The organism is Pseudomonas sp. B21-047 (assembly GCF_024748775.1).
GTDB lineage: Bacteria > Pseudomonadota > Gammaproteobacteria > Pseudomonadales > Pseudomonadaceae > Aquipseudomonas > Aquipseudomonas capeferrum.
The window spans coordinates 2,319,936-2,346,125 of the sequence record NZ_CP087169.1 but is presented as its reverse complement, the minus strand read 5'-3'; the positions used below and the strand labels follow the sequence as shown (position 1 = coordinate 2,346,125).

At 51.6% G+C, this 26,190-nt stretch carries 22 protein-coding genes and 1 pseudogene; 13 read left to right on the top strand and 10 right to left on the bottom strand.

The genetic code is table 11. The features are described 5' to 3' along the window. Positions 1–62: 62 nt before the first annotated feature. Positions 63–1,397, bottom strand: coding sequence for a type III glutamate--ammonia ligase (gene glnT, locus LOY26_RS10790; protein WP_186659429.1), 1,335 nt, complete (start codon positions 1,395–1,397; stop codon positions 63–65). A gap of 303 nt (positions 1,398–1,700) precedes the next feature. Here glnT and LOY26_RS10785 point away from each other — a divergent pair, with 303 nt between their 5' ends. Together LOY26_RS10785 and LOY26_RS10780 are read left to right on the top strand one after the other, a co-directional pair. Beyond that, entirely contained in the window at positions 1,701–2,294 is a 594-nt protein-coding gene (locus LOY26_RS10785; RefSeq protein ID WP_186659426.1) for a cupin domain-containing protein, read from the top strand. A 294-nt stretch (positions 2,295–2,588) separates the two neighbouring features. After that, positions 2,589–3,518 (top strand): DMT family transporter, encoded by a 930-nt coding sequence (locus tag LOY26_RS10780; protein WP_258714732.1) that lies wholly within the window; start codon positions 2,589–2,591, stop codon positions 3,516–3,518. Between the two features lie 96 nt (positions 3,519–3,614). Here the strand turns inward: LOY26_RS10780 and LOY26_RS10775 are convergent, their stop codons facing one another. Beyond that, entirely contained in the window at positions 3,615–4,322 is a 708-nt protein-coding gene (locus tag LOY26_RS10775; protein WP_186659421.1) for an NUDIX hydrolase, read from the bottom strand. A 138-nt stretch (positions 4,323–4,460) separates the two neighbouring features. Between LOY26_RS10775 and LOY26_RS10770 the strand changes: the two genes are divergently transcribed. From LOY26_RS10770 to LOY26_RS10745, 6 genes and pseudogenes are all read left to right on the top strand, one after another. Next, entirely contained in the window at positions 4,461–5,111 is a 651-nt protein-coding gene (locus LOY26_RS10770) for an isochorismatase family protein (RefSeq protein ID WP_258714731.1), read from the top strand. Continuing rightward, positions 5,108–5,788 (top strand): annotated as a pseudogene (locus tag LOY26_RS10765) (nicotinate phosphoribosyltransferase); the annotation flags it as partial. The gene LOY26_RS10770 and the pseudogene LOY26_RS10765, both read left to right, overlap by 4 nt. 70 nt (positions 5,789–5,858) lie before the next feature. Beyond that, positions 5,859–8,192 carry a hypothetical protein gene (locus tag LOY26_RS10760; RefSeq protein ID WP_258714730.1) on the top strand — a complete coding sequence of 778 codons (2,334 nt, stop codon included), beginning with the start codon at positions 5,859–5,861 and terminating at the stop codon, positions 8,190–8,192. Then, on the top strand, positions 8,182–10,272 hold the full coding sequence (locus LOY26_RS10755; RefSeq protein WP_258714729.1) for a hypothetical protein: 2,091 nt from the start codon (positions 8,182–8,184) through the stop codon (positions 10,270–10,272). Before LOY26_RS10760 ends, LOY26_RS10755 begins: the two co-directional genes overlap by 11 nt. A 20-nt stretch (positions 10,273–10,292) precedes the next feature. Beyond that, entirely contained in the window at positions 10,293–10,916 is a 624-nt protein-coding gene (locus LOY26_RS10750) for a hypothetical protein (RefSeq protein ID WP_258714728.1), read from the top strand. Between the two features lie 2 nt (positions 10,917–10,918). Next, complete coding sequence (locus tag LOY26_RS10745) at positions 10,919–12,343, top strand: site-specific integrase (RefSeq protein WP_258714727.1); 1,425 nt, start codon at positions 10,919–10,921, stop codon at positions 12,341–12,343. A gap of 499 nt (positions 12,344–12,842) precedes the next feature. Here the strand turns inward: LOY26_RS10745 and LOY26_RS10740 are convergent, their stop codons facing one another. Continuing rightward, positions 12,843–14,033 carry a hypothetical protein gene (locus LOY26_RS10740; RefSeq protein WP_258714726.1) on the bottom strand — a complete coding sequence of 397 codons (1,191 nt, stop codon included), beginning with the start codon at positions 14,031–14,033 and terminating at the stop codon, positions 12,843–12,845. A 703-nt stretch (positions 14,034–14,736) separates the two neighbouring features. On the opposite strand from LOY26_RS10740, the gene LOY26_RS10735 reads away from it, so the two are divergent. From LOY26_RS10735 to LOY26_RS10725, 3 genes are all read left to right on the top strand, one after another. Next, positions 14,737–15,300: a hypothetical protein gene (locus LOY26_RS10735; RefSeq protein WP_258714725.1), complete on the top strand. Its 564-nt coding sequence runs from the start codon at positions 14,737–14,739 to the stop codon at positions 15,298–15,300. Between the two features lie 293 nt (positions 15,301–15,593). Next, positions 15,594–16,283, top strand: coding sequence for a hypothetical protein (locus tag LOY26_RS10730; RefSeq protein WP_258714724.1), 690 nt, complete (start codon positions 15,594–15,596; stop codon positions 16,281–16,283). A 368-nt stretch (positions 16,284–16,651) separates the two neighbouring features. Continuing rightward, on the top strand, positions 16,652–17,824 hold the full coding sequence (locus LOY26_RS10725) for a phospholipase D family protein (protein WP_258714723.1): 1,173 nt from the start codon (positions 16,652–16,654) through the stop codon (positions 17,822–17,824). Positions 17,825–17,903: 79 nt separating this feature from the next. Here the strand turns inward: LOY26_RS10725 and LOY26_RS10720 are convergent, their stop codons facing one another. The 4 genes from LOY26_RS10720 to LOY26_RS10705 all read right to left on the bottom strand — a co-directional run bounded on the left by LOY26_RS10720 (position 17,904) and on the right by LOY26_RS10705 (position 20,663). After that, a complete protein-coding gene (locus LOY26_RS10720) occupies positions 17,904–19,064 on the bottom strand; it encodes a PIN domain-containing protein (protein ID WP_258714722.1) in 1,161 nt (386 codons plus the stop codon). 250 nt (positions 19,065–19,314) lie between these two features. After that, positions 19,315–19,566: a hypothetical protein gene (locus tag LOY26_RS10715; RefSeq protein ID WP_258714721.1), complete on the bottom strand. Its 252-nt coding sequence runs from the start codon at positions 19,564–19,566 to the stop codon at positions 19,315–19,317. A gap of 158 nt (positions 19,567–19,724) precedes the next feature. Beyond that, complete coding sequence (locus LOY26_RS10710) at positions 19,725–20,408, bottom strand: metallophosphoesterase (protein WP_258714720.1); 684 nt, start codon at positions 20,406–20,408, stop codon at positions 19,725–19,727. A 24-nt stretch (positions 20,409–20,432) separates the two neighbouring features. Next, entirely contained in the window at positions 20,433–20,663 is a 231-nt protein-coding gene (locus LOY26_RS10705; protein WP_258714719.1) for a hypothetical protein, read from the bottom strand. Between the two features lie 336 nt (positions 20,664–20,999). Here LOY26_RS10705 and LOY26_RS10700 point away from each other — a divergent pair, with 336 nt between their 5' ends. After that, a complete protein-coding gene (locus LOY26_RS10700; protein ID WP_258714718.1) occupies positions 21,000–21,218 on the top strand; it encodes a hypothetical protein in 219 nt (72 codons plus the stop codon). Between the two features lie 178 nt (positions 21,219–21,396). After that, positions 21,397–22,089: a hypothetical protein gene (locus LOY26_RS10695; RefSeq protein ID WP_258714717.1), complete on the top strand. Its 693-nt coding sequence runs from the start codon at positions 21,397–21,399 to the stop codon at positions 22,087–22,089. Between the two features lie 482 nt (positions 22,090–22,571). On the opposite strand, the gene LOY26_RS10685 is transcribed toward LOY26_RS10695, so the two are convergent. The 3 genes from LOY26_RS10685 to LOY26_RS10675 all read right to left on the bottom strand — a co-directional run bounded on the left by LOY26_RS10685 (position 22,572) and on the right by LOY26_RS10675 (position 25,981). Beyond that, positions 22,572–23,471, bottom strand: a complete 900-nt coding sequence (locus LOY26_RS10685) for a DUF5677 domain-containing protein (RefSeq protein WP_258714715.1) — start codon at positions 23,469–23,471, stop codon at positions 22,572–22,574. A gap of 280 nt (positions 23,472–23,751) precedes the next feature. Next, positions 23,752–24,486, bottom strand: a complete 735-nt coding sequence (locus LOY26_RS10680) for an HNH endonuclease (RefSeq protein WP_258714714.1) — start codon at positions 24,484–24,486, stop codon at positions 23,752–23,754. 433 nt (positions 24,487–24,919) lie between these two features. Beyond that, on the bottom strand, positions 24,920–25,981 hold the full coding sequence (locus tag LOY26_RS10675) for a competence protein ComEC (protein ID WP_258714713.1): 1,062 nt from the start codon (positions 25,979–25,981) through the stop codon (positions 24,920–24,922). Positions 25,982–26,190 lie beyond the last annotated feature (209 nt).

The following is a 26,190-nucleotide window of genomic DNA, read 5'->3' as shown; positions in this document are numbered from 1 at the left end:
GTTGCTCCTTACTGGGCAGTGGGCGACCGCTGTCTTGCTGGCCGCGCCAAGGATGGGGGCGGTCAGAAGAACTCGGTGTAGCGCTGGATTTCCCAGTCGGAGACGTGGCGGCAATACTCCACCCACTCCATGCGCTTGAGCTTGATGAACTCGTCGACGATCTCGGCGCCGAGCACCTCGCGGAACAGCGGGTCGGCCTCCAGCGCGTCGGCGGCTTCCTTGAGCGACTGCGGCAAGGTCTTGATGCCGCGTGCGGCGATTTCTTCCAGGCTCAGGTTGTAGAGGTTCTCGTTGCACATCTGGCCAGGGTCCAGTTCACGGTCGATACCATCCAGGCCGGCGGCGATGATCGCGGCGGTGACCAGGTAGGGGTTGCAGCCGGCATCCGGCAGGCGAAACTCCAGGCGGCCATAGGGGATGCGCACCATCGCCGAGCGGTTGTTGGCGCCATAGGCCACGAAGGCTGGCGCCCAGGTAGCACCGGACAACGAGCGGCCGACCACCAGGCGTTTGTACGAATTGACCGTGGGCGCGGCGAACGCGCACAGCGCCGGGCCATGGGCAAGCAAGCCCGCAGCAAAGTGGTAGGCCAGCTTGGACAGGCCCATGCCGCTGCTGTCGGAGGGGTCATGAAACAGGTTCTTGTGTGTGCTGCTGGCCAGAGACAGGTGGAAGTGCATGCCATTGCCGGCACGCTTGGGGTCGGGCTTGGGCATGAACGAGCAGATCATCCCCAGGTCGTTGGCGATTTCGCCGGCCGCCATGCGGAAGAAGGTGAAGCGGTCGGCCGACTCCATGGCATCGCTGTAGGTGTAGTTGATCTCGAACTGGCCGTTGGCGTCCTCGTGGTCGATCTGATAGATGTCGAAGCCCACCGGCTGCAGGGCTTCGGTCAGGCGTTCGAGGAACAGCCGCGAGCGCGACAGGCCCTTGTAGTCGTAGCACGGCTTGTCGAGGTTGTCGGAGGCATCCACCACCTGCAGCTTGCCGGCTTCGTCCCGGCGGAACAGGCTGAATTCGGGCTCAAGCCCGGTGTTCAGCGTCCAGCCCTTGTCGGCCAGGCGCTGCACCTGCTGCTGCAACACATAGCGGCTGTCGTAGGGCCAAGGTTTACCGTTGACGTGGCCGACGCATACCACCCGGCCATAACCAGGCTGCCAGGGCACCGGGATCAGCGTGGCCAGATCGCCACGGGCCATGAAGTCCGGGCCGTGCGGCTCCATGCCCATGCCGCAGATGGCGAACCCGGCGAAACCGGCGCCCTCCTCGGCCACCATCTTCAGGCCCGAGATCGGCACCGATTTGGTCTTCGCCGAGCCATGGATATCGACGAACTGCGCCAGCACGTACTTGATGCCGTGCTGGTCGAGCGTGCGCTGGGTTTCTGCTGGCAACATGGGTTGAACACTCCTGGTAAGGGGCGGCATGTAATTCCGCATGGGAAACTTACTTTCATCACAGGAATGCAATGTGCTTGCCAACTTACCGAGTGCTACCGCTTAGCGGGCACGTCCCCTCCCACAATCCCTTGTCACAGGGGGCTTGCCCGCGACAGGATCTGGTGCCATGACGGAGACATTTTCGTTATAGATATGGGAAACTCGTTTTCACCCGAGGAAACCGACGGCCATCGCAGCCGCCCGGCGCACTTTCCCAGTGCGAAATATTTATTCTTGAACTGAAACCGTGCAGGACTCTTGATGCCGACCGAAACCGAACCCCGCCTTCGCCTGGAGCAGTACCTGGGCCTGCAGATCAAGCGCCAGCGCCAGGCCCAGTCGCTGAAGCTCGCCGATGTGGCGCGCATCGCCGGGATCAGCCAGGGCATGCTGAGCAAGATCGAGAACGCCCAGGTGTCGACCAGCCTCGATACCCTCAGCCGCCTGTGCGACGTGCTGGGCATGCCGATGGCCAAGCTGTTCAGCCAGTATGACCAGCCCGATGGCAACGCACTGCTGGTCAAGGCCGGTGAAGGGCTGGAGGTGGTGCGCCGCGGCACCGAGAAGGGCCATACCTACCACTTGCTCAATCACGCCAGGGGCCCGAAGAAGAACTTCGAGGCGTACATGGTGAGCATGGACGATGCCAGCGAGGAGTTTCCGACCTTTGCCCACCCGGGCACGGAGTTCCTGCATTTGCTGGAGGGTGAACTGGTGTACCGCCACGGTAATCAGCTCTATCACCTGCATGCCGGCGACAGCCTGACCTTCGATGGCGAAACCCCACACGGGCCGGAGCAACTGGTGCAGGTGCCGATCCGGCTGTTGTCGATCATGAACTACGGCGAAGAATGACACGGCGCGGTCAAGCAACAAGCGATGTCGCGATCTGACATGTATGCGTCGCCCGCAATCGGCCTCACACCCCTGTATACAAAAATAATACACACATCGACCAGCCCCGCGCCGTGGGCTGGTTGACGCGGTATTTGCGAGTAAGCAGCCTCGCTTCACAATTCCAACGCTGTGGCGCCTTTTTGCACCGGGCAATTCGCCCGGGCTCATAACGATAAAACTCCCAGAATCAGAGACCCGCGCCGCGCCAGCCGGGAGTGTTTGCGCGCGCCACTTTGTGAAGACTTGACTGCCATGATCGCGACTTCAATCCCCGTAGCCGGTGCTGCCACCGGCCGGCGCAACGCCCTGCTCGTTGCACACCTCGCCGCTGTGCTGTTCGGCCTGACTGGTATCCTCGGCCACTTGATCGAGGCCGACGCCAGCATCATCACCTTCGGCCGTGCCACCTTCGCCTTCATTGCCCTGGGCTTTGTCGCCGGGCTCAAGGGCACCCGCCTGCTCGATGCGCTGACCTTGCGCAACCTGCCCATCATGGGCGTGACCGGCGCGCTGCTGGCGACGCACTGGGTGACCTTCTTCATCGCCGTCAAGGTCGGCGGCGTGGCTGTGGCCACGCTGGGCTTCGCCAGCTTCCCTGCCTTCATAGCCATGATCGAACGCGGCGTGTTCGGCCAGCGTATCGGTGCCGTGCAGGGCTTGCTGTTGCTGATGGTGACTGCGGGCCTGGTGATGGTGGTGCCGTCCTTCGACCTGCTCGACAGCGGCACCCTTGGCCTGATCTGGGGCCTGGGCTCGGGCCTGGCGTTCGCCGTGCTGACCGTGGCCAACCGCCGCAATGCGTCGAGCATGAATGCCTTGCAGGTAGCCTTCTGGCAGAACGTGGTGGTAGCCGCGCTGGTTGCGCCGTTCGCCTTCACCCACCTGGCCATTACCAGCCTGGGCGGCGACGACTGGGTCAACCTGGCGCTGTTGGGGGTGTTCTGCACCGGGCTGTCGCAGTTTCTGTTCGTCAAGAGCCTCGAAGGCCTGGAGGCACGTACCGCCGGCATGATCATCGCGCTGGAACCGGTGTATGCGATCCTCGGTGCCTGGTGGCTGTTTGGTGAGCAGCCGAGCCTGCGCATGGCGGCGGGGGCGGTGTTGATTGTGTTGGCGACCCTGCTGGCTGCGGCGCGCACAGCGCCGGCGGAGCATGGTGATACCAGCCGGTGTGGGCGGTAAGAATGGCTGCGGGTTGCTCGTCGGATCGAGGGGCTTGCGCTTCGCGGGCCCCGCTCGATCTTCACCCTCCTGAAGCAACCAACACAGGCAAGGCAGCTACTGCCCGCCCTCCGGCAACAGGCTGCGGTCGAACATGAACGGCCGCGGCCCCTGCGGTGTGTATTGAAACAACTGCTGCGGCCTGCCCAGCCGTGGCTGGTTCTTCTCCCCGGTGTCCCTCACCCACCCCTGCTCGCGCAAACGCTCCAGGCGCTTGCGCAGCGAGGTGCTGTTCACAGCCTGCCCCAGGCACGCCTGCACTGACGCCAACGCATCGAGCACCGTGAACTTCTCTGCCAGCAAGTACAACGGCAGGCTGCTGTACACCGTCTTCGCCGCCAGTCGCTCGCGGGCGCGCTCCACCAGCAGTCTGTGATCGAAGGGCAACAGGACCCTGCGCTCCAGCACGCTGTCCACATCAAAAAACGCCAGCTGCTCACCCTCAACGGCCTGCCCAGGGTCGAGCAGGGCCAGGTAGTAGGTGCTCAGCGACCAACCGCGCGGGTCACGGAAAGCATTGCCTTCGGTGCCTACCTGTTCCATGTAGCACGGTACGATACGGGCCTTTTCGCGCAAGGCGCGCTCGGCGGCGCCTTCCAGGCTGGTGTCGGCAATACGGCCGTTGACGATGACACCCGGCAACGCCCACTGGCCGACGTGCGGTTCGCGCTCACGGCGGTGCAACAACACTTGCAGGTGCTGGGCTTCAGGGGCCATGCGCAGAGCGACGATATCGACGCTGGCCAGGACTTCAGTGCTACTCACGCAAAGGCTCCACTCTTCAATCCTGCAATATTCCACCAGAGCGCTTTAGTAGTACAAGCATCTTTCCTACCTGCTCTGGTGCTTGACACACTTAATACACCAGGTGGAATATATAGCAAAACCCGCGAGGAGAGCACCATGAAGATCGCCAGTTTCGACGTCGACGCGCAAAACGGCTTCACTGCCAACGCCCCACACGAACTGCCGGTACCCGAGGGCAATGAAATTGCCGCCGACCTCAACATCATGGCCCTTCGTGCCGACCTGCGCCTGGGCAGCAAGGACGCACACCCGGCCAATGCCGCCTGGGTGGTGGCCGAACCTGGGCAGATGCTGCAACCGCTGACGCTGGCCAATGCTGACCTGACCTGGGTCAGCCACTGCGTGCCAGGCACGCCCGGCTTCGAGCTGCTGCGCGGCCTGCCCGCCCCCATCGACTACGACTACTTCGTGTGGAAAGGCGTCGAACCCGACCTGCACCCCTACGGCGCCTGCTACCACGACCTGGCCGAACGCCGCTCCACCGGGGTCATCGAATACCTCACCGTGCAACAGGTGGGGGCCGTCATCGTCGGCGGCCTGGCTTTGGACTACTGCGTCAAGACCACTGCCCGCCAACTGCGCCAGGCCGGTTTCCAGGTGCTGCTGTACCTGCCCGCCTGCCGCGCCCTGACCCAGGAAGGCGCCATCAGCGCCTGCGGGGCGCTGGCTGCCGAGGGTGTCATCCTCTGCGGCGACGAGGCCGCGCTCGACCACCAGCTCGCGTTGATCAAGGAAGACCGCCCATGAATGACAGCGTATTCGGCCCACGGATCATCCAGAACCTGCTGGACACCGACTTCTACAAGATCACCATGATGCAGGCGGTGCTGCACAACTACCCCAATGCCGAGGTGGAATGGGAGTTCCGCTGCCGTAATGGTGAAGACCTCTCCCCTTACCTGGCAGAAATCCGCTACCAGGTCGAGCAACTGGCCGAGGTCACCGTCACCCACGACCAACTGGCGTATCTGGAGCAGATTCCGTTCATCAAACCAGACTTCATCCGCTTTCTCAGCCTGTTCCGCTTCAACTTGCGTTACGTGCAGGTGGGCCTGGATGACGCCGGGCAGCTGGCGATTCGCGTGCGTGGGCCGTGGCTGCACGTGATCCTCTACGAGATCCCGCTGCTGGCGATCATCAGCGAAGTGCGCAACCGCTATCGCTACCGCGAGGTGGTGATGGAGCAGGTGGGCGAGCGGCTGTACCAGAAGCTCGACTGGCTCAAGGCCGAGGCCAGCGCCGATGAGCTGGCAGGCTTTCAACTGGCCGACTTCGGCACCCGGCGGCGCTTCTCGTACCGCGTTCAGGAGGCCGTGGTGCACACCCTCAAACGCGACTTCCCGGGCCGCTTCGTCGGCACCAGCAACGTGCACCTGGCCCGCGAATACGAACTCAAGCCCATCGGTACCAGGGCCCACGATTTCGCTAATTTGACAGAATCGCCAATTTCGTCTAGACCCAATAGAAACAGACGCTTAGGCGGTAGTTGCAAAAATGGCAATCATCGAAAACGACCTCCGCAGGTTGCGCCATTATCCTTTTCGAGCCCTAGATGAAAAGGTCGCTAACACCCTTCTGAAAGCCGCCAGCGACTTGACCTTCACCGGAGACGACCCTGCCCTGACTGTGTATATGCTGGAGTGCTATTGCGACCTTGCAGGGCTTCGGGTTACGCAGGCGATGCTCACAACCTCCTGCCTAGCGACCATTCATAATGGCTTCTGCGGAGCCCTTCTCTCAGGTCAACTCATAAAGCTTTCGTCTTTTCGAACTCGGCGATTCTGTCGATACTTCGCTTCAATTCTTCAGAAGATCAAAATTCAATTCCCTTCAATGCAAAGAAAAAAATGGCAGCCAGAACCATTTGCTGCACATATAGAGATTTGGACAAACTCAAAAAACCAGATATCTGAGGAAAAGGCAGCTTACTGGCAGGGATGGCCGATTGAAGATAAAAAGTGCTCTATTCATTGGATGCACTTAGCAAACTTATATAATACACACGGAAAAAAATTTGTCGACGAACTCTATCGTGGCGTACGAGTTTACTCTGAAAGTCGAGCAACAACATTTGACCGTGGTTATGAGCGCCTCGTGGCGCACTTAGTATCAAACCCGCTGCTATGGCCTCCGAGCACTTTCAAAAGCCCAACTGGAATTTATAATTTTTTCGCAGACTTACTTAAGCATACCTTCAAGGGTAAAAGTATCAAAAGCAGGTCAACAATCGACTTGGGGCACAGGTGGGACAGACACATATCCGAGGTGTATAGATCCTTTATCAACCCTCGTATATGGGCCTCACCAATCCGAACTTTGCCCGTCACAAAACTCAAGCCCTCGAGAGGCGGGGAAACCCATATCAAGGTAACCAAAGCGGGAAAAGAAGTCCGCACCAAGCTTATTACCCCCCTCCCTCTCCAAGTCACTCAAACAGAAGCCATCCATATTCTTGCAGTGCAGATCAGTAAAGACATAAACATCCTTCGAGAATGGGCGACCACTAAAGCAACATCCGTAATTATGGCATCTCTAGAAAGAGCAAAATTGGCAAAATCTGCAACCAACTCAGACATAGCCGATAGAGAGTTTTGGGAATCAAATACCCTAGCCAATATTGCTGCTTTGTTCGAAGCCACTCCTTACGACCTGCCTTGGAACACAATTGCAAGTAAATACCGAATCACAAACAACATTAGAAATTCTTCACGAACAATTTCTAAAGCCTTAGGGATCCCTGCCACCAGAGATCTCTACCCATTCCAGTGCCTTCTTATACTAGAACACCCCAACATCACTGACAGCTTTCTAAAAAATTTTAATCTCTACGATAAAAACGGCAATATCAAGGGCATAAGAAGAGAAGGTGGCAAGACATACCTTGTATCAAAATCCGGGATCGAAGCCACAATAATTTCGGGTTACAAACCCCGCAGAGGCGTAACACTAACCCGACAGGAATTTGAACTTTCCCCTGCCGCCATAAAAATCATAGATGACGTTATTCGCATTACCCAGCAAGCTCGGGACTACTTACGAAAAATTGGGGATGACAACTGGAGAAAGCTATTTATCGCCAGCTCCTCGGGCATCATCAAACCCACGACAAGCTCTACACCGCGGTGGAATAAAGCGCAAACTCTACGCAAAAAGGACGACCCACCCGAATTCGTCCATGAATTTGCTAAGATCTTGGGTGCAACTGACATCAACGAAGCGCTCGAATTCGTCGCGCAGATTAGCCCTTCTTCAATCCGAGCTTCGCGCGCAGTCGAAATATATCTACAAACAGGTAAAACCGAGATAATGCGCGAATGTCTCGGCCACGATAAAACTGATAAGAAACTACTCGAAAGTTACCTTCCAGAAATTTTCATCATGCTGATCGAAAGCCGAAGCGTGATGGTAATTCAGAAAATCATCATCTGTACGGCCCTTAAAGATAGTCCTTTCCTAGCTGAAGCTGCTGGATTTGATAACCTTTCAGACCTTGAAGAATTCACCAAGAACTATCTACATGAGGAACTACCTGCTTATTTAAAAGACCCCGACAGGGTAGATGAAGCTCTTAAATCCGAGGAGCTAGACAAAATCGTGTTCAGTATAGGGGTCAAAAGCCTAAGCACCCTTCTATCGCTTAGGGATGCCACCCGACTGACGATAGGCCAGGCAATCATATCACCGGTTTACTTACACTGGGCAAGCATCACCAACCTACTTTCAGAATATATCGAAAACGGTTTCCAGCGTGAATTGAAACGAAAAATGGCAGAAGCCAAAAAGCTAGTCGACCCCACCCCTTTCGTGAGGAAGATCCTTGGACAGTAATGAACAACTGCCTTTCTTGCAGAATCTGGACGCAGATTATTCTCAATCAATGCGAAAAGCGTGGTGGCTTATTTCTGACTTTGATGAACCTGTGTGGACTATCAATGCAGGTTATTCACTAGATAGAACTATCGATTGGCGCATTTCGCTGAACAACAATACAATGTTAACTGCCCCGGAAAACGCGAACCTCTTAGCCAGCCTAAAATACTGGATGATCAGCTCCACGGAGGGCACCTACGGCAAATTTTCAAAAAATGCTGCCGCGCGCACAGACCGTCAACGCCTGCAAAACACAATATATAATATCGACTTCTTGTTGCTCAATGCCGATTACTTTGAGCTTGCCGAGTATGGACTTGCAGCGATCAACGATTCTCACCTAAAAGCAATCCTAGACACCTTCGCAAGCAAAGGTACAATTGCTGAGTCAATTTATGACTTCACCCCTAAAGCGCTCGCGTTCTTAATATACTTAAAACACAGTATTGATCGAAAAATCCTGTACAAAATCATTGAAGACATTCCTGCCATAGCTGAAATTAGTGCAGACTTATTAGAGTCACCTGACCGACTACCTTTAAACCAGGACGACATTCCGTTAGTGCGTGCAGCACTTTATCACCAAGGTTTTTATAAGGGACACGACGCCGGAGGATATCACGTCAACACATCCATGCTGACATCTGCTATTTATCCAAACGTCCTAAAAAAAAGGTTCGGCCGCCTCAGAGTTCCACTTCTTTCATTCTATCCCGGTGAGCCGCCATACAAACGCGAGCTTTCTGGAGTTCCGATAGCATCAAAAAATGACGATGGCATTACCAAAGCCACATTTATGGCGTTCCGGCGATCTTTGATCTCACTTGCTACCTTGCACGCGATCGGCGTCGGCGCACCACGTTTAGAAGCCATTCAAATAATCGAAAACTACAAACCAGAACTAATTGCCTACCATCGATTTACGCCCGTTCCTTCCGACATCATCCATCACGCTTTTAGACATGCAGTAGAGCTTCATTTCAAACACGGCAGGATGATTATCGATGGATTTCTGAAGCTGGCAAAGCATTGCGTGACAAATCGTGTAGAAATGACTCACCTATCTAATGAGGAAATAATAGAAATTATAGGCCCAGAGCTCGCTAACCTGGGCGTTAAAAAGCTAGGCCTAGCTTGCCAAAATTTTAGCTCAATCGACGGAACACAGAAAAAACCCCGCAAATCTCAGAAAGCAACATACTACAAGAAGCTTCGCAATAATGAAGGTTTACTTGAGCTGCTCGCGATTTACATCGGCGGAGTGCAAGTTGTTATAGGCGCTCTGATGGCAAGACGTGCTTCAGAACTAATGGGGCTTCCAACGTCCTGTCTCGACTCAAGTTTGGAATGGTTAATAATAGAGATAGCAAAGAGCACCAAAGGACTTTGGGGTGAAAGAGAGACTCAAGCCAGGCCTCTGGATAAACTTGGAACCAAGATGATTCGAGAACTGCAACGGATGCAGCGGTATCTGAAAAAAATCGGATTCCTCACACATTACGATTCTATTTTTTCAACTCCGACGCTTGCAGGGAATGTGCGACTACACTCACCTTCCTGGGCAACATTCAATCGAAATCTTGACCTTTTCTGCGACTACGTACAGACGGGTACGGATCCGAAGGGCCGCCGATACTATCTACGACAGCATCAACTGAGACGTTACTTCGCTTTGATGTTCTTCCACTATTTCGACGAGGGAACTATTCATACTCTGAGGTGGGTACTTGGTCACAGGGACGCTGAGCACATTTGGAATTACATCACCGCAACCTTAGATGGTGAGTCTCTCCGAGGTGCAAAATCACAACATATTGCGCAGCAAATGGTAGGCGAGCGTGGAAAACAATTCGAGGATCTTGCAAAGCTCCTGAAATCTGAATATGGAATTTCTAACTTCTCAGCGAAAGACGAGGACGTCCTCGACAGCCATCTGCAAGACCTCATGATGCGAGGAGTCATTTCCATCGAACCTATTTTCTTTGAATCACATGATGGCAAACACATGAAAGTCGCGGTAAAAATCCACCACAGTTAAACACTAACCAGGAGAATCCGATGAAAATTAACAAGAACAAATCCGGACAGATTAAAACTTCAATTATATCTACTATTAGACTTCTCAATAGAATCATAGACCATCCTTCAGAATTCTCTGAAAATGAAACAATCCGCGACGCCCTTAAATCCCAAGGCGCACTTGCTGGGCTCACCTACACTGATATAGAAAACGCAATCCAGATTGCGCCACTCAGCATTACCACGCTCAAAGCAAAAGTTACCACTCATAGCGGCGGTTTCGACTTCAATAGTTACGACCACCTCAGAAAACAAGCCCTAGATTCATTGACTTTACTAGACGCCAACCTGGCCAGCGATGTCGATCCCAACCTCTCAAATGATCAGCCAATTATCCCTTCTAAAGTCAAGCTAACCAACCAGATTGCTGTGTTAGAGTCACGACTCGAAAAGCATCGAGAAGCCAACTTTCGACTTCTGCAGGCTTTGAACAGAGCCGTCACAGCTTTGGAAAACACATCTAAAACAGACGACAGTCGTCTTAGACAAAAAATAGCACGAGATGAAATCTCCAGCATCGCCAAGACCTTATTATTTAATGATCACCCGTTCAACAAATTGCACAATCCAATCTCAATCGCCCCGCTACATCCGGAGTCATAGAAATGAGCTTAGCTGGCGGCAAACAACTACATTCACTCCTCAACAATTTAATACTATTCAGTCACGATTCCTTAGGAAAAACAATCACAAAAGACGCATCAAAATTACCATTCATGTTTTGGCCTGATGGTTCGCCCTGCACTCAAGCCAATCTGTATATGTTGACACTCCTAGACTCACCAGGTAGAGCTAATACTCCATTATCAAGGCACGGTACTAAAGGTGGTTCGATAGGTACTTATGCCTCCCAGATAGGCCAGCTCATTAGATTCTGCTACATTCGCAAAATATCATTTCTGCAACTGTCCGATGGTGATTTCACAGACTTTGTGTCCCAAATACGAACGGAGCGCAGCGCAGAGAATATAACCCAAAGGAGAAAAAACTCAAAAACCACTAATCTTACTGCTCAAAGATGCCTCAAGTTTCTCCAGTTTCTTGGAAACTATGCCGGCACTCCAAATTTCGTTGCCCCGTCTGGCATTATAAATATCTGCCATCGAACATATACACGCAAACTCCGAGATGGGAAGATAATCACCTCGACATCAATGTACCACCACAGTTTTTCAGCCGAAAGCAACGAACCAGAACCTAGGAGCGCAATCACAGACCACTCCATAAAGGCGCTTCGTGACGCGGCTGATTCCGACAGCACATCAGATTTCATTTGCAGTCGGCGTCAATTGCACATTTCATTTTTAGAGTACCTAGGGCCACGAAGAGGTGAATTGAACTTGATAACCGTCTCAGAAATAAACAGGGCATGGAACATGCAAAATCCGATGTTGACCATCACTACACTTAAGCAGGGAGCTTTTAAGACGAGAGAAAAGTCAATAACCAAGATATTATTAACACAAGCACGTGATTACATCGACGATCAGCGGTCAAAAATAATAAAAAAATTTACCAAATCTGGCAAACCTGACCACGACTTTCTTTTCATATCTGAAACAACTGGAAAACCTTTAGCCGAGACCACACTGACGAATGAAATCAACACATTGGCCGGCCTAGCAGGGATCGACGAAAAAGCTTGCCCTCATATGTTCCGCCATGCCTATTGCGAAAACTATTTCGTTTGCGCGTATCAAAAATACAAGTTTATCTCTCCTGCAGAATTTGAATTACGCTTACGGACGGATGATAGCCTTCTGAGAGAGATGATGATGGATACTGGGCACAAATCGCTAGATGGTTTGTTGCCATACGTCAAATCTGCATACAAAAAAATTCACAACATTGATGAAAGCATCAGTACTGCAAAACTGATGAATTATATTCAAGAGCTGAAATATCAGATCTCTCGCGGACTTAACATGCTACGCGATGGATGCTCGATCGAAGACTACATTTCGGCAACTGAAGAGCTCATTCACAACCAAGAAGCAGATGTACGTCGAATATGCAAATCCTCGGAATGAATAGATCGCGCCCCCCTAAAGCGAGGCGAGTCCCCCATGCTTCCTCAACAGCAGGATTCGTCAAGCTGCTATATTACCAGCTGACGCGCAGTTTCAAGATCTTTACCTAGTATAAGAAATGAAATTTTGACACTGCACGGAAAAAACCTCAGGATGCAGACGTGAACGCTGAACGGCTTCTGCTAGCTTCCCTATAGCTTATACACTATGACGTTTCATCAAAGCCTGGATCGTTTGAGTCATCAGTGAAGCTCCTCACTCTAGGATCGCGAAAGAGATCTTTCTCACAGTCTACGTTAATGATTTTAGTACATAGAGTATGTGCTGTGCGCTTCACTTCTATGCTACGCACCATTAAATGCCGCTCACCTGCTGGATTGGCTTGCTGACCAACCGTGGTCAGGGCCGAGAATAAGCGACAGGACGATGAAAAGGCCATCATCCTGTCACCCTACGCTTCAGAAATCTCTCTTGGCTCGTTCTTATGGTTTACAAAAGCTCACTCACCTGCATTGTGCTGCTGCCAGCGCCTGAGATGATCCGCCTTACTCTCGCAGATATGCTGAAGCTCGGCAGCTTCAAGGTAAGTAGGAGAAGCCATGGAAAAGTGATGTGCCGCCTGTTCATATTTATCCTTTTCCATGAGCAAGTGGCCGATCTCTAAGTGTGCTTGCGCTGCTTGGGCTGGCGAAGCATTTTCAGACTTGCAAATGCGCAGATACCAGCACGAAGCCTCATCAAAATCCGGCTCGATGCCGATCTCATAGGCCCCCTCATCCGCCAGCAAACTCGCCAGCTTAAGCTGCGCTTCAATGTCGTCATCAACCGCTGCACAACGATAAAGCGTCATCACAGCCCGCTTCGTGTAAGAGGAGTAGTTGTGACCTAAGGAGACCTCCGCCAATGCCATTGCAGCCCCCTCGCACTTCATCTCGACGCACTCTTTGAGCATTTGGACAACATGTTCCGGCCTAGGCAGCTTTCCAGACCTTTTCAACCAGAGTCGAGCGATGGCAACCCAAGCAGGTGGATAGTTCCCGTTTATGGCGTCAGCGTATAGATCGAATGCAGCTCGGTCACTCTGAGCGAGCCCTCCTACCCCTCGCTCTGTGAATTGCCCTAGCTGGTACAGGCAGGCGCTGCAACCCTTCTGAGCCCCTTGCTGGTATGCCGTAGCCGCTTCAACTGCCCTGCCCTCTTTCAAAAGGTAATCACCAAGAAAACAATAGGCGGCGATATAGCCCATATCGGCAGCCGCCTGGAAGCTACCAATTCCAGCCCCAGGCTTCGCCAATGGAGGAAATTTGCTTCCGATGGTGCTGAGATGTCCCATCAGTACTACCGCTTTGAGTGAACCATCCCCATACGCCCCTAACAGCGCATCATCGATGTCGTCATAGGCTTCGACAAGAGTTTCAGGTGGCTGACCTTTTCTCAGTAGCGCTTCCAGCGGTGGAATCCGGTCAGCTATTACGATAAGGCGGGTAGCCAGGTCTTGCTCTGCATCGCACCGAATGTTCAACCAGCTCTTCCCAAATTTTGCCTGGCAATATTCTTCCAATTTTTCAGGGTTGGAGCTCACAAGCTCTACCATGCGGCCATTAGGCAGCTTGAGCCGGTTTTCTTGGGTGGTATCAAGGTTGGTGGGATGGAAAGCAAGGGGGGATGGTGGTGGCAAGTCTGGTTTCATGGCGGGCTCCAGACAATAGAAAACGATCTCCCCGTCGAACGGGGTAAGGGGTTGTCTATTGTCTAGCCGCTTCACAGCTCACGGCGTAACGCCTACACATGGCGTCACTAACAGCTTAGAGGGAGGGTTTGGTTCGTCAAGGCTATATCTCGGACTGTTGAGCACTATATGCCAACGCCTGGTAGGTCAGAGCAGCCGGCCTCTTCGAGTCCGAATCAGCGACAGGGGTCTCTCGGCTAAAGATTCAGCCATCATGAGTATTTGCCGCCGCCTGGGATGCTTAGACCCTCCAGCTCTTGTGACAGGGTTTATCGAGGGCAGGTGGCAAATATTCGGCGGCCTCCAGGCCGACTGAAACCTCATGAATATGGAATTTCATCGCCATCTTCTCCGAGCAAGTGATGCCACTCATCGGAAAAAGCTCGGCAATTATTCTGGCTGCTATGTGAGAGCCAACCGATACAGTTTGCACACTGCGCTTGCAATCTGTAGCAGAATAGACCGGTACAGTTGAAAAACCAACTAAATGAAATACCTATATTGACAAAAATCACACCTGCTCGTCACTTAAACGCCCATACATCACCAAGCGCATCGCTTGCTTTTGAGAGAAAAAGCTCTAAATTCTGAAATCACTTACACCCGATCAGCGATAGCAAATTACACGCTTGACTATCAAAACAACACCCAAGAGGATTTTGATATGTCCAACTCGAGAAAGCAATCCAGCGCTCCCTACCGACATACTCTTCAAAGCTATATTTTACCGATTTTTCATCTAATAGAGCACATGATGTCCGAAGGGAAATTATTGACCTCAGACCAGCTGAGCCACATCGCCAATAGTGTTGCTGATTCGGGGAGCCTAAGGGATCAAGCCCTATTAAGCTTAATCACTTCTGGATTACATCGGGCGGCATTACTGCGAATCAAAGTATGCCATGTAATCTACGAAACCACCAACGATCGAAAATTAGAAATAGAATTCAGGAACGCTCGCAACAGCAATATCTTAGTGCGCACTACCATAAAAGACGGTAGTGCGATCTATGAGCACATCAAGGCGTCGAGACTGTCACATGACGACTACCTCTTTGCATCAGATAAAGATGCAAATAAACCTATGACTTTGGCCATGCTTAGCCAAACATGTACGAACTGGGCGCGCGCCGCCGGAGTTGAGCCAAGTTTGGGACGAGCGTCAACCATCTACTATTCGGCTATGCTCAACAAGTTTTGCACCTACGCGAAGCATTATAACTATTAAACCACTGCACTAGACCTCAAGACAGGACACAACATCCGAGCGATCTCGGATGCTTACTCCAACCCAAAAGACATTAAAAAATAGCTGATGACCCCCACATCATCTGGAATGAGATTGAGTAATCGGGGGCATGAACCCTGAAACCCTTGTTCGATGCCTCTCGAAACCTTAGATCTCTATGACCGCAGGCACTAGTAAAAGACCTACCTTTTAAACAAATACTCTTACGCCATTATAACTCGGGTGCGTAGGTCATACCCGACCACTAACTTTAAGCAACGCGTGAGGCTTTTATGAGCAGCTACGGCCAATATGTGGATGACGCATTTGTAATCATCAATGAATTAGGCGTTTACCGAACGCCTACAGGCGCCTGGGCATTTACTGACAGGGTAACGGCAAGCTCGAGCAACATGCATCACTCTCGCACCCCCGTGGCTGCGGCTGCCTATGCAGCTATCGATCCCATCTTCGCCGCAGGTCGCATTCCAAATTACTCGCTTGTAGATTTGGTAACTAAAGTATGTTGCATGGACGCTACTGAACTCACCGCGCTCGCTATTATTTGCGGTGCAGAGCCACCGCTCTTCCCTTCAGCGGCGCAGCGTGGAGTGATTTTTGGCGAAACCGCTTGGCAGATTGTCAACGACTACGACTTAGAGAGTTGCTTCAAGCAAGTACGCCCCTATGGTGATGAAGGCCGTCACTACACAATGCGACCGCAGGGGTTCGACTATGACCACTCAGAGCCTATTCCTGAAGCATTAAAAGCTATGCGCAAGTCATACAGAGCTATGGTGCCAGTACAGAGGATTATGGTTCTTACCCTGCTGCATCTTTACCTTCAGGAGAGTGACAAAATCTTCCTCACCGGTGGATGCCCGACCAAAATATCTGCGGTAGAGGGTCTTAAAACCCTTCGCCAGGATGGTCAGACATTGAAAATATGGGCGCACCTTTTAAGCCATTATGCTGGTTGGTAAGCGCTTCGGACATCTGTTCGCGGCTGAGCGGATGGGTTGGTCGCCTAGAACACCGCTTGAGCCGACAGCTGAGCTCAGAACCAAACCGCAGCACACGACATCTGCGCAGTTTCCATCTTCCCGCCTCTTCGCTATCTGATCCCCGCTCGGCCTGATGGCCCACGTGCCGATGCCGAGGGTTTCATGAAATATGATTCGCAGTGCATAAGCCCATGCTTGAAAAAATCCAAATATGGCGTAACCATACATGGCTCAACGCCACTACACTGCTACGCAGCTTCACCCACCAGTGTTCTTGAATCACTCTCGGCTCGGCGACCATAGCTGGGCCATTTCTCTATTTGCTACACACCCTGGATATTGACCGTATGGATTTGCTGCTGCTCCCTGATAGCTCGAAGGCGACGCTTGCGGATGTTTATCGACGCGCATTCCGCTCTTCGACCCACCTCTACATCGTCAGCGCCTATCTGACTAATTGGGATATCGATGAGGAATTGGGAAAGCAGTGCGAGACATTTACCTTCATCGTCGGTAAGGATTTCGGGATTACTCGTAAGGCTGCGTGCTTACAGGTACTCAATTGGCTTCCCGAAAAGTGGCATGAGGAGTTCCTCGTGGCTGAAGGTATTGATGGCTTTCATCCGAAGGCTATGTTCTGGCGTGAAGAGGATGGATCATGCTACGCGCTGGTGGGATCTTCAAATCTTTCAAAGGCAGCTTTCTCATCTAACCACGAGGCCAATGGCTTTTCGCTGATCGCGAAAAAAAATTTCAACGCAGCTGAGAAATGGATCGAGCAGCTTGCTCACAACTGCGCTACTTTGGATGCCAATTGGCTTGATAGCTATCAAGAAGCTGAACAACCCCGCAAGCCGAAGCGCATGGGTCAAAATAGCAACGAGGACAACGGGGATGTATACGAACTAGTACTGCCCGAGCCAAATGCCCTCGGAGGACTCAAGCACATTTTGGATTTCCGTCGAGAGCAGATGCTTGCATTCTCAGCCGTCAGATCACAATTAGAAAAAGAATTTAGATCCGCCTCCGAGAAAAAAAGATGGGGAGTGAACGACAGTTTACGGTTCTACAACACGCTCAACAGTCTATGGTCTTACTACAAGGGTAACCGGTTTCAAGGCGCTGGCTGGGAGAGACAAGGGAGAAACAGTAATTTTCAAGAGCTAGCTAAAAGCGTCGTAAGTGTACTAGACGCCACAGAAATATCTCGGGATCGCGTTGTCAGACTTGAAATTGATCGCTTGGCCGTCGCAGGTGTCAGCACCAGAGGAGCCCTTTTTTCGGAAATGTTATGTCAGTTTTTCCCAGATGACTATTACGTGCTTAACTCACCTATCCGACATTGGCTTCAAGGTACCGGCGTCTCAAAAATACGAGGTGCCACCCAGGGAGCTAACTACATCCGATCTGCCCGCCTTCTTCGAATTGCCCTTAGCCGTGCAAAAAAATACCCAGCCAAAAACTTAGCTGAGCTAGACGCCGTAATCTGGCGCCACCGGAACCCAGATGTTGAAATCTGAATGACCAGCCGATTAGCGATGGCACTGAGGTGGATGAGATTAAATAGCCAAATTCACCTCAGTTCAAATTAGCCGACCTCTAAACAACCACCTTCCCAGGAATAAATTCGATATCAAGAGGAGAGTCATCTGCACCTATGTATTTGGCGTGTATCAACAGCTCTTTGGGAGTTACGCTTTCCAATAAATGAATATCAACCTGACCAGTGATATCACAAGTTTGAAGCGCCGAAAACTTACATAACCCTACCCGATCAGAAGAAATGACATCAACCCACTCCTTGACATCGTCGGGTGCTTGGAGCCATTCATTATAATCAGCTAGAAATATAAAACGTGCATTCGCCGTAAACGATATCGGTACGACATAATGCCTCGGGGCGATAGAGGCTACCGGCCCGAATCTAAGTTTTGTTACCGAAGGCGCAACCACCCCTTTTACTACTGGGTCTCCATAGGCCACCAGTGGCAGCCCGCTTTTATTCTCAATTTCTTCACCCTGCCAGGTCGCATACTGGAAATCTGAGCCAGAAGCGGAAAAATACTTTACAACACCGGTCAGGAACTCGTCAGACCCTATGGCTGCTTTGTATGCCTCAATAGCTTTGTCATGAGAGTCGAGCTCGTCTAGTTTCCTCACGGCATCAGTACTCGAAATAAACTCAGATAATTCACTAAAGACCTGAACCCCGGAAACCTCACTCATAAACTTTTTCAGTTGTCCATCTTTACAAATGAACGTTAGCTCACCGCCATCGCTAGCAAGGCGCTCCAATGATCTCGCTATGACAGCGTCAGGGATATCTTCGCGATTTTTAGGTCGCTTGAATGCCCCTCCCCCGGAGAAGTAGTCATCCCAGCTCGATTCATATATTTTAGCATCCGCCTCTATGATCTCGACCTCAAAATCACGTAACCAAGCCTCGGTAGAGGCTTCCCGATTTGCGTCTAAATCTGGAGCCAACTTTGCAATTTCACTTTCCAGTTTGGAAAGCACGCTCATCTGTGCGCCAGATTTGGAAAATGCTTTATTAATCTCTAGAAGATTGTCCCGAGCGCTCTGCAGTTTCGAGCACGTCTCGGTCTGTCGCTTTGTGTCGTGCTCACGAAGCACGATTCTACTGATATATAGCTTTACGAAGCCTGCAGAAATTAGCCGCTGCAATAGGCGCATCGACTGAGACTTAAACCCCTCTTGATGCAGCACGTTCGTATCAAGCGACACTCTCACAGACTTCATCCTACTTGAAGATTAAGGCATGGCTAACTCAGAGTGCAAATTCAACGAGAGTCTCCCCCCAATGACTGCACCTTTACCAGCGCATTTGATATGTCAACATCCAAGCATAGCGTAACGCCATTATCGTAGACAATCCGCTCCACCGACATCCCCCCGCTTGCCTCCCCTCACTGCCTAGTATCTCCCTGCTTGAGAGAGACAGCCCCCATCGCTGGCCGATCATTCGCCTCATCGGCCATTGTGCCGACTCTCACTGCTTGGTCTTCCAATCCTCCAGACGCTCGCATATGTCGATCACGATCACTTTCTCAGCAGTGCCTGCGTCTGCGCCTTTTGACAGAACGTAGTCATCGAGTTGGTCATACCCGGCCACCCGCCCTTGGCAAACCAGGTCTTCATAGCACGCGACAACGTCCTCTAGGCCCGTATCTGAACGTGTCATCAGCACTTTTATCTCCGGGTCGAACGCTTGTAGCAACTGGATCAACTCATCAACCTTCATGCACTCCCCCACTCCGCGACGATCACAAGACGCAACTGCTCGCTCCCTACCCTAGAAGCTCAAGATAAAAAGCTTCGGGATGATGCAGCCGGTCTCTTCGAGCCCGAAACGCCGATGGCTATGACCAAGCAGCTGAGACACCGCGCAGACACCTAGCCTTAGCTGATGACCGAACTGTCGATGGCCATGATGGATCTGAACGCTACTCCATGAGCCTCAAAACCTAGCTTCGGCCAGTCAGACCTGTAATCTAGGCAATCATGATGATGTCCATGCACGACCATTTTTGCGCCCATTGCCTGGGCGAGCTCGTCGATCTCTAAATAACCGTGAGGGTGGCAGCTAGGAGCCTCATGAGTGACTAGGATATCCGCCCTCTCCATCGCGAGCGAGAAGTAGTCATCCGGGTAAATTGCTGACAGTGCATGCTGCCTTTTTGTCGCTAGTATGTCTGCGGGCTGTGGCCTAAGCGTCAGGCGCTCAAGGAAGTCCTGGTAATTCTGAATGCCGGTATCAAGGCTGCCTGGTAGCCAGACTTGGGACTCGAAGGTGCCACCGAGACCTGCAATGCGATGGCCAGCAATCTCAACTACTCGGCCATGAAGGCTGCGTTCAGCAAGGCCGCAGCCATAGAGGTTATGCCAGTAAGCCGGGAACCCGGAATCGTGGTTGCCGTGGATGAACCAGATCTCAGTAATGTCGAGGATCGGGCGCAGGATCATGTCCAAGGGTAAGCTACATTCAAGGTCACCCAGGAAGACCACTGCCTCGGGACGGTGGAGCTTCACCAGCCGGATCACATGATCAAAGCGCCCATGTACGTCGCCCAGAAACCAAATCACTCGTTTCCCCCACGCGTTCCTAGATCACCACGGTGTGATCGACTCGATGATTTCGGTGATTTGCCGCCAGTAGCGAAGCAGCAAATACCCGCTGATGACAATTGCCTCTGGGAGCGCCACGTAAGCCACAACGGGGCTCACAAAACGGTCATCGATGCCGAGGACGAGCAGCACTCCGAGGCTAAGGATCGCGCACGGTATAAAAACGAGCACGAGTACAGTGAAAGCCACGCTCACCACATAGTTCAACTCCATCAACGTCCTGAACACCAGGTGCTGCTCCCTAAAAATGGTCATTAACCAGCGACAGATCTGAATGGGTCTATAGCTCTGCATGAGCTTACAGGGGCACGAAGCCCTGCGGGGGGTTACTGATGCTCTTGTTTAATAGCTTGAGCGTGCCCTTTCGGAGCCGGCTGTCGTGAACCAAGCCCCCGGCGTGCGCCGTGGTCTCGGCCCTTCGGGCGTCCATCCGTCACGCCTACGCGCTCCGCTTGTTGCGAAATGTGGTTTCGTAACGATCAGATGCGGCTTTTCTAACGTAGGCCGTGATACAAGGTCTGCTGCCAACCTCATCAGGACACGCTAATCATGAAAGAGCTACGGACAGCTGCTGAAGTCCTTGAGCGCTTAAACCACAACCAGGACGCACTGCGTGCCGCAGTCGAAGAGCTAGCCAAATGGGTTGGCGATAGAGGCGCGGCCACGGTTGTGGACAACGTCAATGGGGCACTTGCCACCTTGGACGACAATATCGATGCCGTGCGGAAAGGCATAGCGGAACTGGTAGCGGCGAGCGTAAAACCTTAGGCGGGCTCCTACCCGAACAATCGACGCAGTGCTGAGTGATCATTAGGAAGTCAGAATGATAACTGGGGAAGTGCAAATGCAAGCGGTACCTGATCGTACTCCGAACAGGCAATGTTGGATGCTTTTTAAGGTAGCCAATCTGGATCGACTGCAAGCACTGCAACGCGGTTTGATTTACATGAACAGCGTTGACTATTTTGCAAAGCTAGAAGGCGAAGCTGGGGCTGCGCTTCGAAGAGACGAGCTGGAGAAGGTATACCTGAAGCTCAGCTCCGGGATCAGGAATGGAGTTGTGAGCGAGCTCGCGCTTCAGATCGAAGGCCAGGATGAGATTGTTCTAGGCCCCGAAACAATCATGACTCTGAATTTGCCACGCCCTGAAACCGTAATGTTGTACTGCTTCGGGTCTGTGTCAGCTGCACCGAACGGCCAGATCCCCGGGCTCCAGAACGGTTTACTCCGATTCAGCGAGAGGTTCCAGGAGTTCGGTACCCATGTCCTACGGATAACAAACATAGCGGAGTTTTCCAAGAGGCTTTCACTAGCTATCTCAAACCACCCTCACCTGTACAACTCCCCCTTTTTCGAAGGCGGCTACGGGCAGGTCGATTACGTAGATTTCACCGACTACAGCGGTGCCATTGGGTTATTTCGTAAGCCGATTGACTACACTTGGCAACGAGAATACCGATTATGCTTTGGCGCTCAACTCGAGGCCCTAAACGACAGAGGCGCGTTAGAGTTAAACATTGGTGATATATCGGACATAACGGAAATTACGTCAGTAGATAGGTTTATTGCCCACCCGATGTCTGTGATTGCTCGGCGCTACGAGATAGTGGATGGCATACCTGTGCAAGTCTCAGGTTAATATGATGCGGTGGACGAGTCTAATGCTTTCACACTGACGGCTCGAGAGGTCTGCCAGGTGTTGCGAGAAGTGGTGCTCGGACGGCGAACAATGACCAAGGCAGGTAACCAGTCTTGGGAGCAGGTGTACGCCTGCCATTTCGAAGTGGACGTAGAGGGATGGCGGATTACGATCTACAACGACTGTGATGAGCTGGACTACTGCGAGCGGTGTGTGAGCCCGGACGGGGACTGCTGGGAGTTCGATCCTGGTGATCGGACAGATCCGATTGCCCTTCTATCTACATGGGAGCATCAGAGCTTGGAGCGCATGTTGAAAGCCTTGTGAGCGTTGAGGGCGTGCCCTACCAGGCTCGGCTATCGTGAACAGAGCCATCGCCTTGCGATGGCTCTGCCCTTCGGGTTTCCATACGCCACGCCGGCGCGCTCCGCCCGCGATCTCTCAATTTGTTTCCCGCCAAAGTGACTAAGCGGGTGTACTTGCTAGATCTCATTGATCTCAGACGTATAATCTGGGATTTCTGGTCGAGTCCTATAGTAATGATCTGCTAAAGACTCATGCTCAGAAAGCACGCCGTGCATTTTGGAGAGGAACACATTAATTTCATCTTCGATATCCATCCGCTCCACTTTAGATGCTAGAATGGAAGCCACCTCACAGAACATGGTGATCGAACTTGCCGCGAGGTAGATAGAGAAAGATATTTTTTCAGCATCAGTAGCCGCGTGAGCCGCCTCTTTGGTTGGTTGATCTTCGTTCCCAAGTTCATTAAGCGTCCGATTAAAAACATCCTCCGAAAAGCCATGAATCGAGTCAGATGATGGTGCGAATAATATATGATACTGTCGTTCTAGGCCGACAGCAATGAATCGGCTTCTTGCATCTGGCCATCCTGGAATTCTTCGATTGCCGTTCAGCCTCTTAAGGTGATGCTGCATCAAGGCAACATACTTAAAAAATGATTCGGCGCGCTCCACCCGCTCTGGATCCGATTCACTTTTCGCAAATGTCACCCAGTGACCAGCTCGTTTTTTGGCCTCTTTCAAGTAATGCACTAGAAGTGACCGACAACGAGTAGTCGTCGAGTCATTTACTATCAATAGCAAATTTATAGCATTCTCAAGCGAGCACCTCGCCAGAGCCTCTACCGCAGAGTAACATTTAGCTTTAAGACAGCACACCATCCCTTCATTCAGCTCATTGAGATTGACGGCCATTGTATACAAAGCAATCTTGGGCAATAGTGTATATTCCCCGTCCTTATCAAAGTCCAACGAAGTCAAGGACTTAAAAACACCGCTCTGACACTCGTCAAGTACTGTCAATTGCTTTTTATGCCCAAGGTGCTCTTCAGTAAATTTAGATATCGCTTTAAGATCCATAACACTTTAGATTCCGGCCAAACAAAATACCATTTAATTCGAACAGTTTTCCACGTCGACCTCATAGGTCGCAGATTATATACGCTTGTGAGTATTAACAATACGAAAAATATTCTTGCCTTTAAGGTTAACCAACCTGCGCTATTAGCACACCCTGAATGAGGTAGTCTGTGAGACCTGCGATCGCTTTGATAAGCTAGTGGCCAAGAGACTGCAGGCGGCCGAATTATCAAGGCAATGACAACTGCAGTTATCAATCACACGCTGAGGTGTCCGTATTCTATGCCTGCATGCCCTTGCGGACACATTTTTGATAATTCTTCAATTGCTTGGAATAATCTGTGCTTTCTGGGTAGTACTTTTCTTTAACACCGAATACCAACCCCCAATCAAAATGAGGATCCAAGCCGCCGTGGCAAGTCCCGCAAAGTGTTACAAGATTTTCTTGCTCAGTAATTCCCCCGCTACCCCACGGTACAATATGATGGACATGAAGCTCAACGTCAACATAGTTGGCGGGGGAGCGGCCACAAATAAAGCAGCGTCGACCATCCCGATCCAGCACTTTCATCCGTAGTTTCTTTGACGGTGCGTGTTGGCATTGGGCTTCAGACAGCCCTGAAACGTCGACAAATCCAAAGGCACCGGAAGCTGTCGCACTCTCTCGCGGCCCAATTTCAGCCGAAAGCCGAGCCTGAGCGACGTCCTCAACGATTACAGCGTTTCCTCCGAAAGCGTACCAAAATTTGAGGTCTTCCTCATGGTTAATCATTAAGCATGTTTCGCCCATGGAATAATGAATTTCGCGGCACTTAGGGCCATCTAAAAGCGATGCTTCTCTAATTTCCCGCTGCGGTTTTGACTTAGTAAACGCCAGCCATTCAGTATGAGCGCTTTGGAGTAGTAAACCTTCGTCGTTTGCGAGTCGTGTGAGGCGGTAATAGCCTTTTCCCGGAATACCAGGCTGACGCGATAAACGTTCGATTTCTGATTTAAGAGATTTTGAGTCAGACATGTGAAGGTGCGATCCTCAGGCTATCTTTAAAAACTAATCTACCCCGTGATGACTGCATAATTCAATGCTTGCTTAATGCCCCCTAAAGCTACGCGGATTGACACGTCTTTCTCACCTCAAACCAATTGGGTGGTGAGCATGCCCTTGCAATTTTCGATGCCAGGAGATCAGTACCCACTTTCCCATCACCCTTTGAGAGTGAGGATGAGATTATTGCCGCTAATGCTGAATGCGCGTCATTCATACATCCCGTCGAGTGAGCGTCCCTAGCTTCTCTCGCTTTTTTGCCTACTGTTTTCGTTCAGAGAGACAAACTCAAGGTCAGCTTTGGATCTGAGAACCGTTTGCGACTAGCCAGCTTCGACCCTTTGCAGACACTACAAGCCCGAGACGCGAGGAGCTCCTATGAGGAAGACAGTCTCATATTTCAGTTCTATTCTTCCTGCTCTTCGGGGTATGGCGTCTGAGGCACCGGCCCCCACCCTTCACGTTCAATCCCTTCCATCCATGCAATATTTTGCCCTTCAGTGGCAGAGAACTGCCCTCCGCGATGCATCATCGCTCGCATCACGGATTTTCGAGGATGATCTTCATCTGCCTTGGCGGAGCTGCACACTGCAGACCAATTGTACTCTCCGGGGGCGTGATGCCTAGTACCAAGCCAACGATCCAACAACTCGGTTGAGACATTGTGTCGCCCCCCGTGGTGAGGGACTTGGAACAAATCAACGCCAGGAAGTACCAGTCCGGCATAAGGCGCATAGGCAGCCGCCTCCGCCAAAGCTTCACGCCCAGCATCAGCGGTAAGCACAATAACCTTCCCATTCACCTCCGCATACTGAACAACACTCATCTCATTTTCGTTGCTGGTTCCAGACGAAGGAAAATACTCGTCGCCCCACGCTGACTTAACTAGATTTGTGACTGCTCGAAACGCCTTGGCAAAGGCCTCAAGTGATTCTGCTACAACAGAGGTTTCCGCCTCGGGCGTTTTGTCCGAGTCCACGATCAAGTCAAGATAACGAGCCTTCGTGGGCGCTAGGACATGGAAAATGCCGATCATGCTTCCCTGGAACGGACTCTTGATAGGTATGCCTTTTCGAATTGCGATCTCTTCCAGCTTCGCACTAGCGCTGTACACCGATCGAAGCTTGCGTTCAAGTGCGTCAACGGAGTTATAAGTGGCAAATTTATCTATCAACTCGTCGGCATATAGCCAGGGGCGATTGAGCCACAGAGTACCGACATCGCACTCCTCCAGCACTGCCCTCAGTCCGTTTGCATGATCAAGGTCTGGATGTGTAAGGACAACGTTTTCAACTCGAACAGTATCGTAGAATTGGCGGAGCTGCTGAATGATCTGATTTCCAGTATCAATGTAACCTCCATCCACTACATGAACCCCAGCAACTCCATTTTTATTATAACGAATGATAATTGCATCACCACTTCTCGAAGTTTCTACACCGATGAAGTCAATCTCTATATGCGACATTACAGCTTCCTGTTCGTGATTAGTACGCTGTTAATAGGGCGGCTAGGAGTCACGCCACCGAGGCTCATTTGTACAACCATCGGAGATTCAATAAAATTATTTAGATAAAACAAAGATAAGGAGGCCCCACGCAAATCTACCGTACCGGTCAATGCAACCAGCATTGATCAACCCGCCATGGTGTCTCTTAAGTGGCCACCCATTCCACC

Coding starts and splice junctions, on each gene's coding strand:
- glnT (WP_186659429.1), bottom strand. CDS start 1,397: ATGTTGCCAGCAGAAACCCAGCGCACGCTCGACCAGCACGGCATCAAG.
- LOY26_RS10785 (WP_186659426.1), top strand. CDS start 1,701: ATGCCGACCGAAACCGAACCCCGCCTTCGCCTGGAGCAGTACCTGGGC.
- LOY26_RS10780 (WP_258714732.1), top strand. CDS start 2,589: ATGATCGCGACTTCAATCCCCGTAGCCGGTGCTGCCACCGGCCGGCGC.
- LOY26_RS10770 (WP_258714731.1), top strand. CDS start 4,461: ATGAAGATCGCCAGTTTCGACGTCGACGCGCAAAACGGCTTCACTGCC.
- LOY26_RS10760 (WP_258714730.1), top strand. CDS start 5,859: ATGGCAATCATCGAAAACGACCTCCGCAGGTTGCGCCATTATCCTTTT.
- LOY26_RS10750 (WP_258714728.1), top strand. CDS start 10,293: ATGAAAATTAACAAGAACAAATCCGGACAGATTAAAACTTCAATTATA.
- LOY26_RS10745 (WP_258714727.1), top strand. CDS start 10,919: ATGAGCTTAGCTGGCGGCAAACAACTACATTCACTCCTCAACAATTTA.
- LOY26_RS10740 (WP_258714726.1), bottom strand. CDS start 14,033: ATGAAACCAGACTTGCCACCACCATCCCCCCTTGCTTTCCATCCCACC.
- LOY26_RS10735 (WP_258714725.1), top strand. CDS start 14,737: ATGTCCAACTCGAGAAAGCAATCCAGCGCTCCCTACCGACATACTCTT.
- LOY26_RS10730 (WP_258714724.1), top strand. CDS start 15,594: ATGAGCAGCTACGGCCAATATGTGGATGACGCATTTGTAATCATCAAT.
- LOY26_RS10725 (WP_258714723.1), top strand. CDS start 16,652: ATGGATTTGCTGCTGCTCCCTGATAGCTCGAAGGCGACGCTTGCGGAT.
- LOY26_RS10720 (WP_258714722.1), bottom strand. CDS start 19,064: ATGAAGTCTGTGAGAGTGTCGCTTGATACGAACGTGCTGCATCAAGAG.
- LOY26_RS10715 (WP_258714721.1), bottom strand. CDS start 19,566: ATGAAGGTTGATGAGTTGATCCAGTTGCTACAAGCGTTCGACCCGGAG.
- LOY26_RS10705 (WP_258714719.1), bottom strand. CDS start 20,663: ATGGAGTTGAACTATGTGGTGAGCGTGGCTTTCACTGTACTCGTGCTC.
- LOY26_RS10700 (WP_258714718.1), top strand. CDS start 21,000: ATGAAAGAGCTACGGACAGCTGCTGAAGTCCTTGAGCGCTTAAACCAC.
- LOY26_RS10695 (WP_258714717.1), top strand. CDS start 21,397: ATGAACAGCGTTGACTATTTTGCAAAGCTAGAAGGCGAAGCTGGGGCT.
- LOY26_RS10685 (WP_258714715.1), bottom strand. CDS start 23,471: ATGGATCTTAAAGCGATATCTAAATTTACTGAAGAGCACCTTGGGCAT.
- LOY26_RS10680 (WP_258714714.1), bottom strand. CDS start 24,486: ATGTCTGACTCAAAATCTCTTAAATCAGAAATCGAACGTTTATCGCGT.
- LOY26_RS10675 (WP_258714713.1), bottom strand. CDS start 25,981: ATGTCGCATATAGAGATTGACTTCATCGGTGTAGAAACTTCGAGAAGT.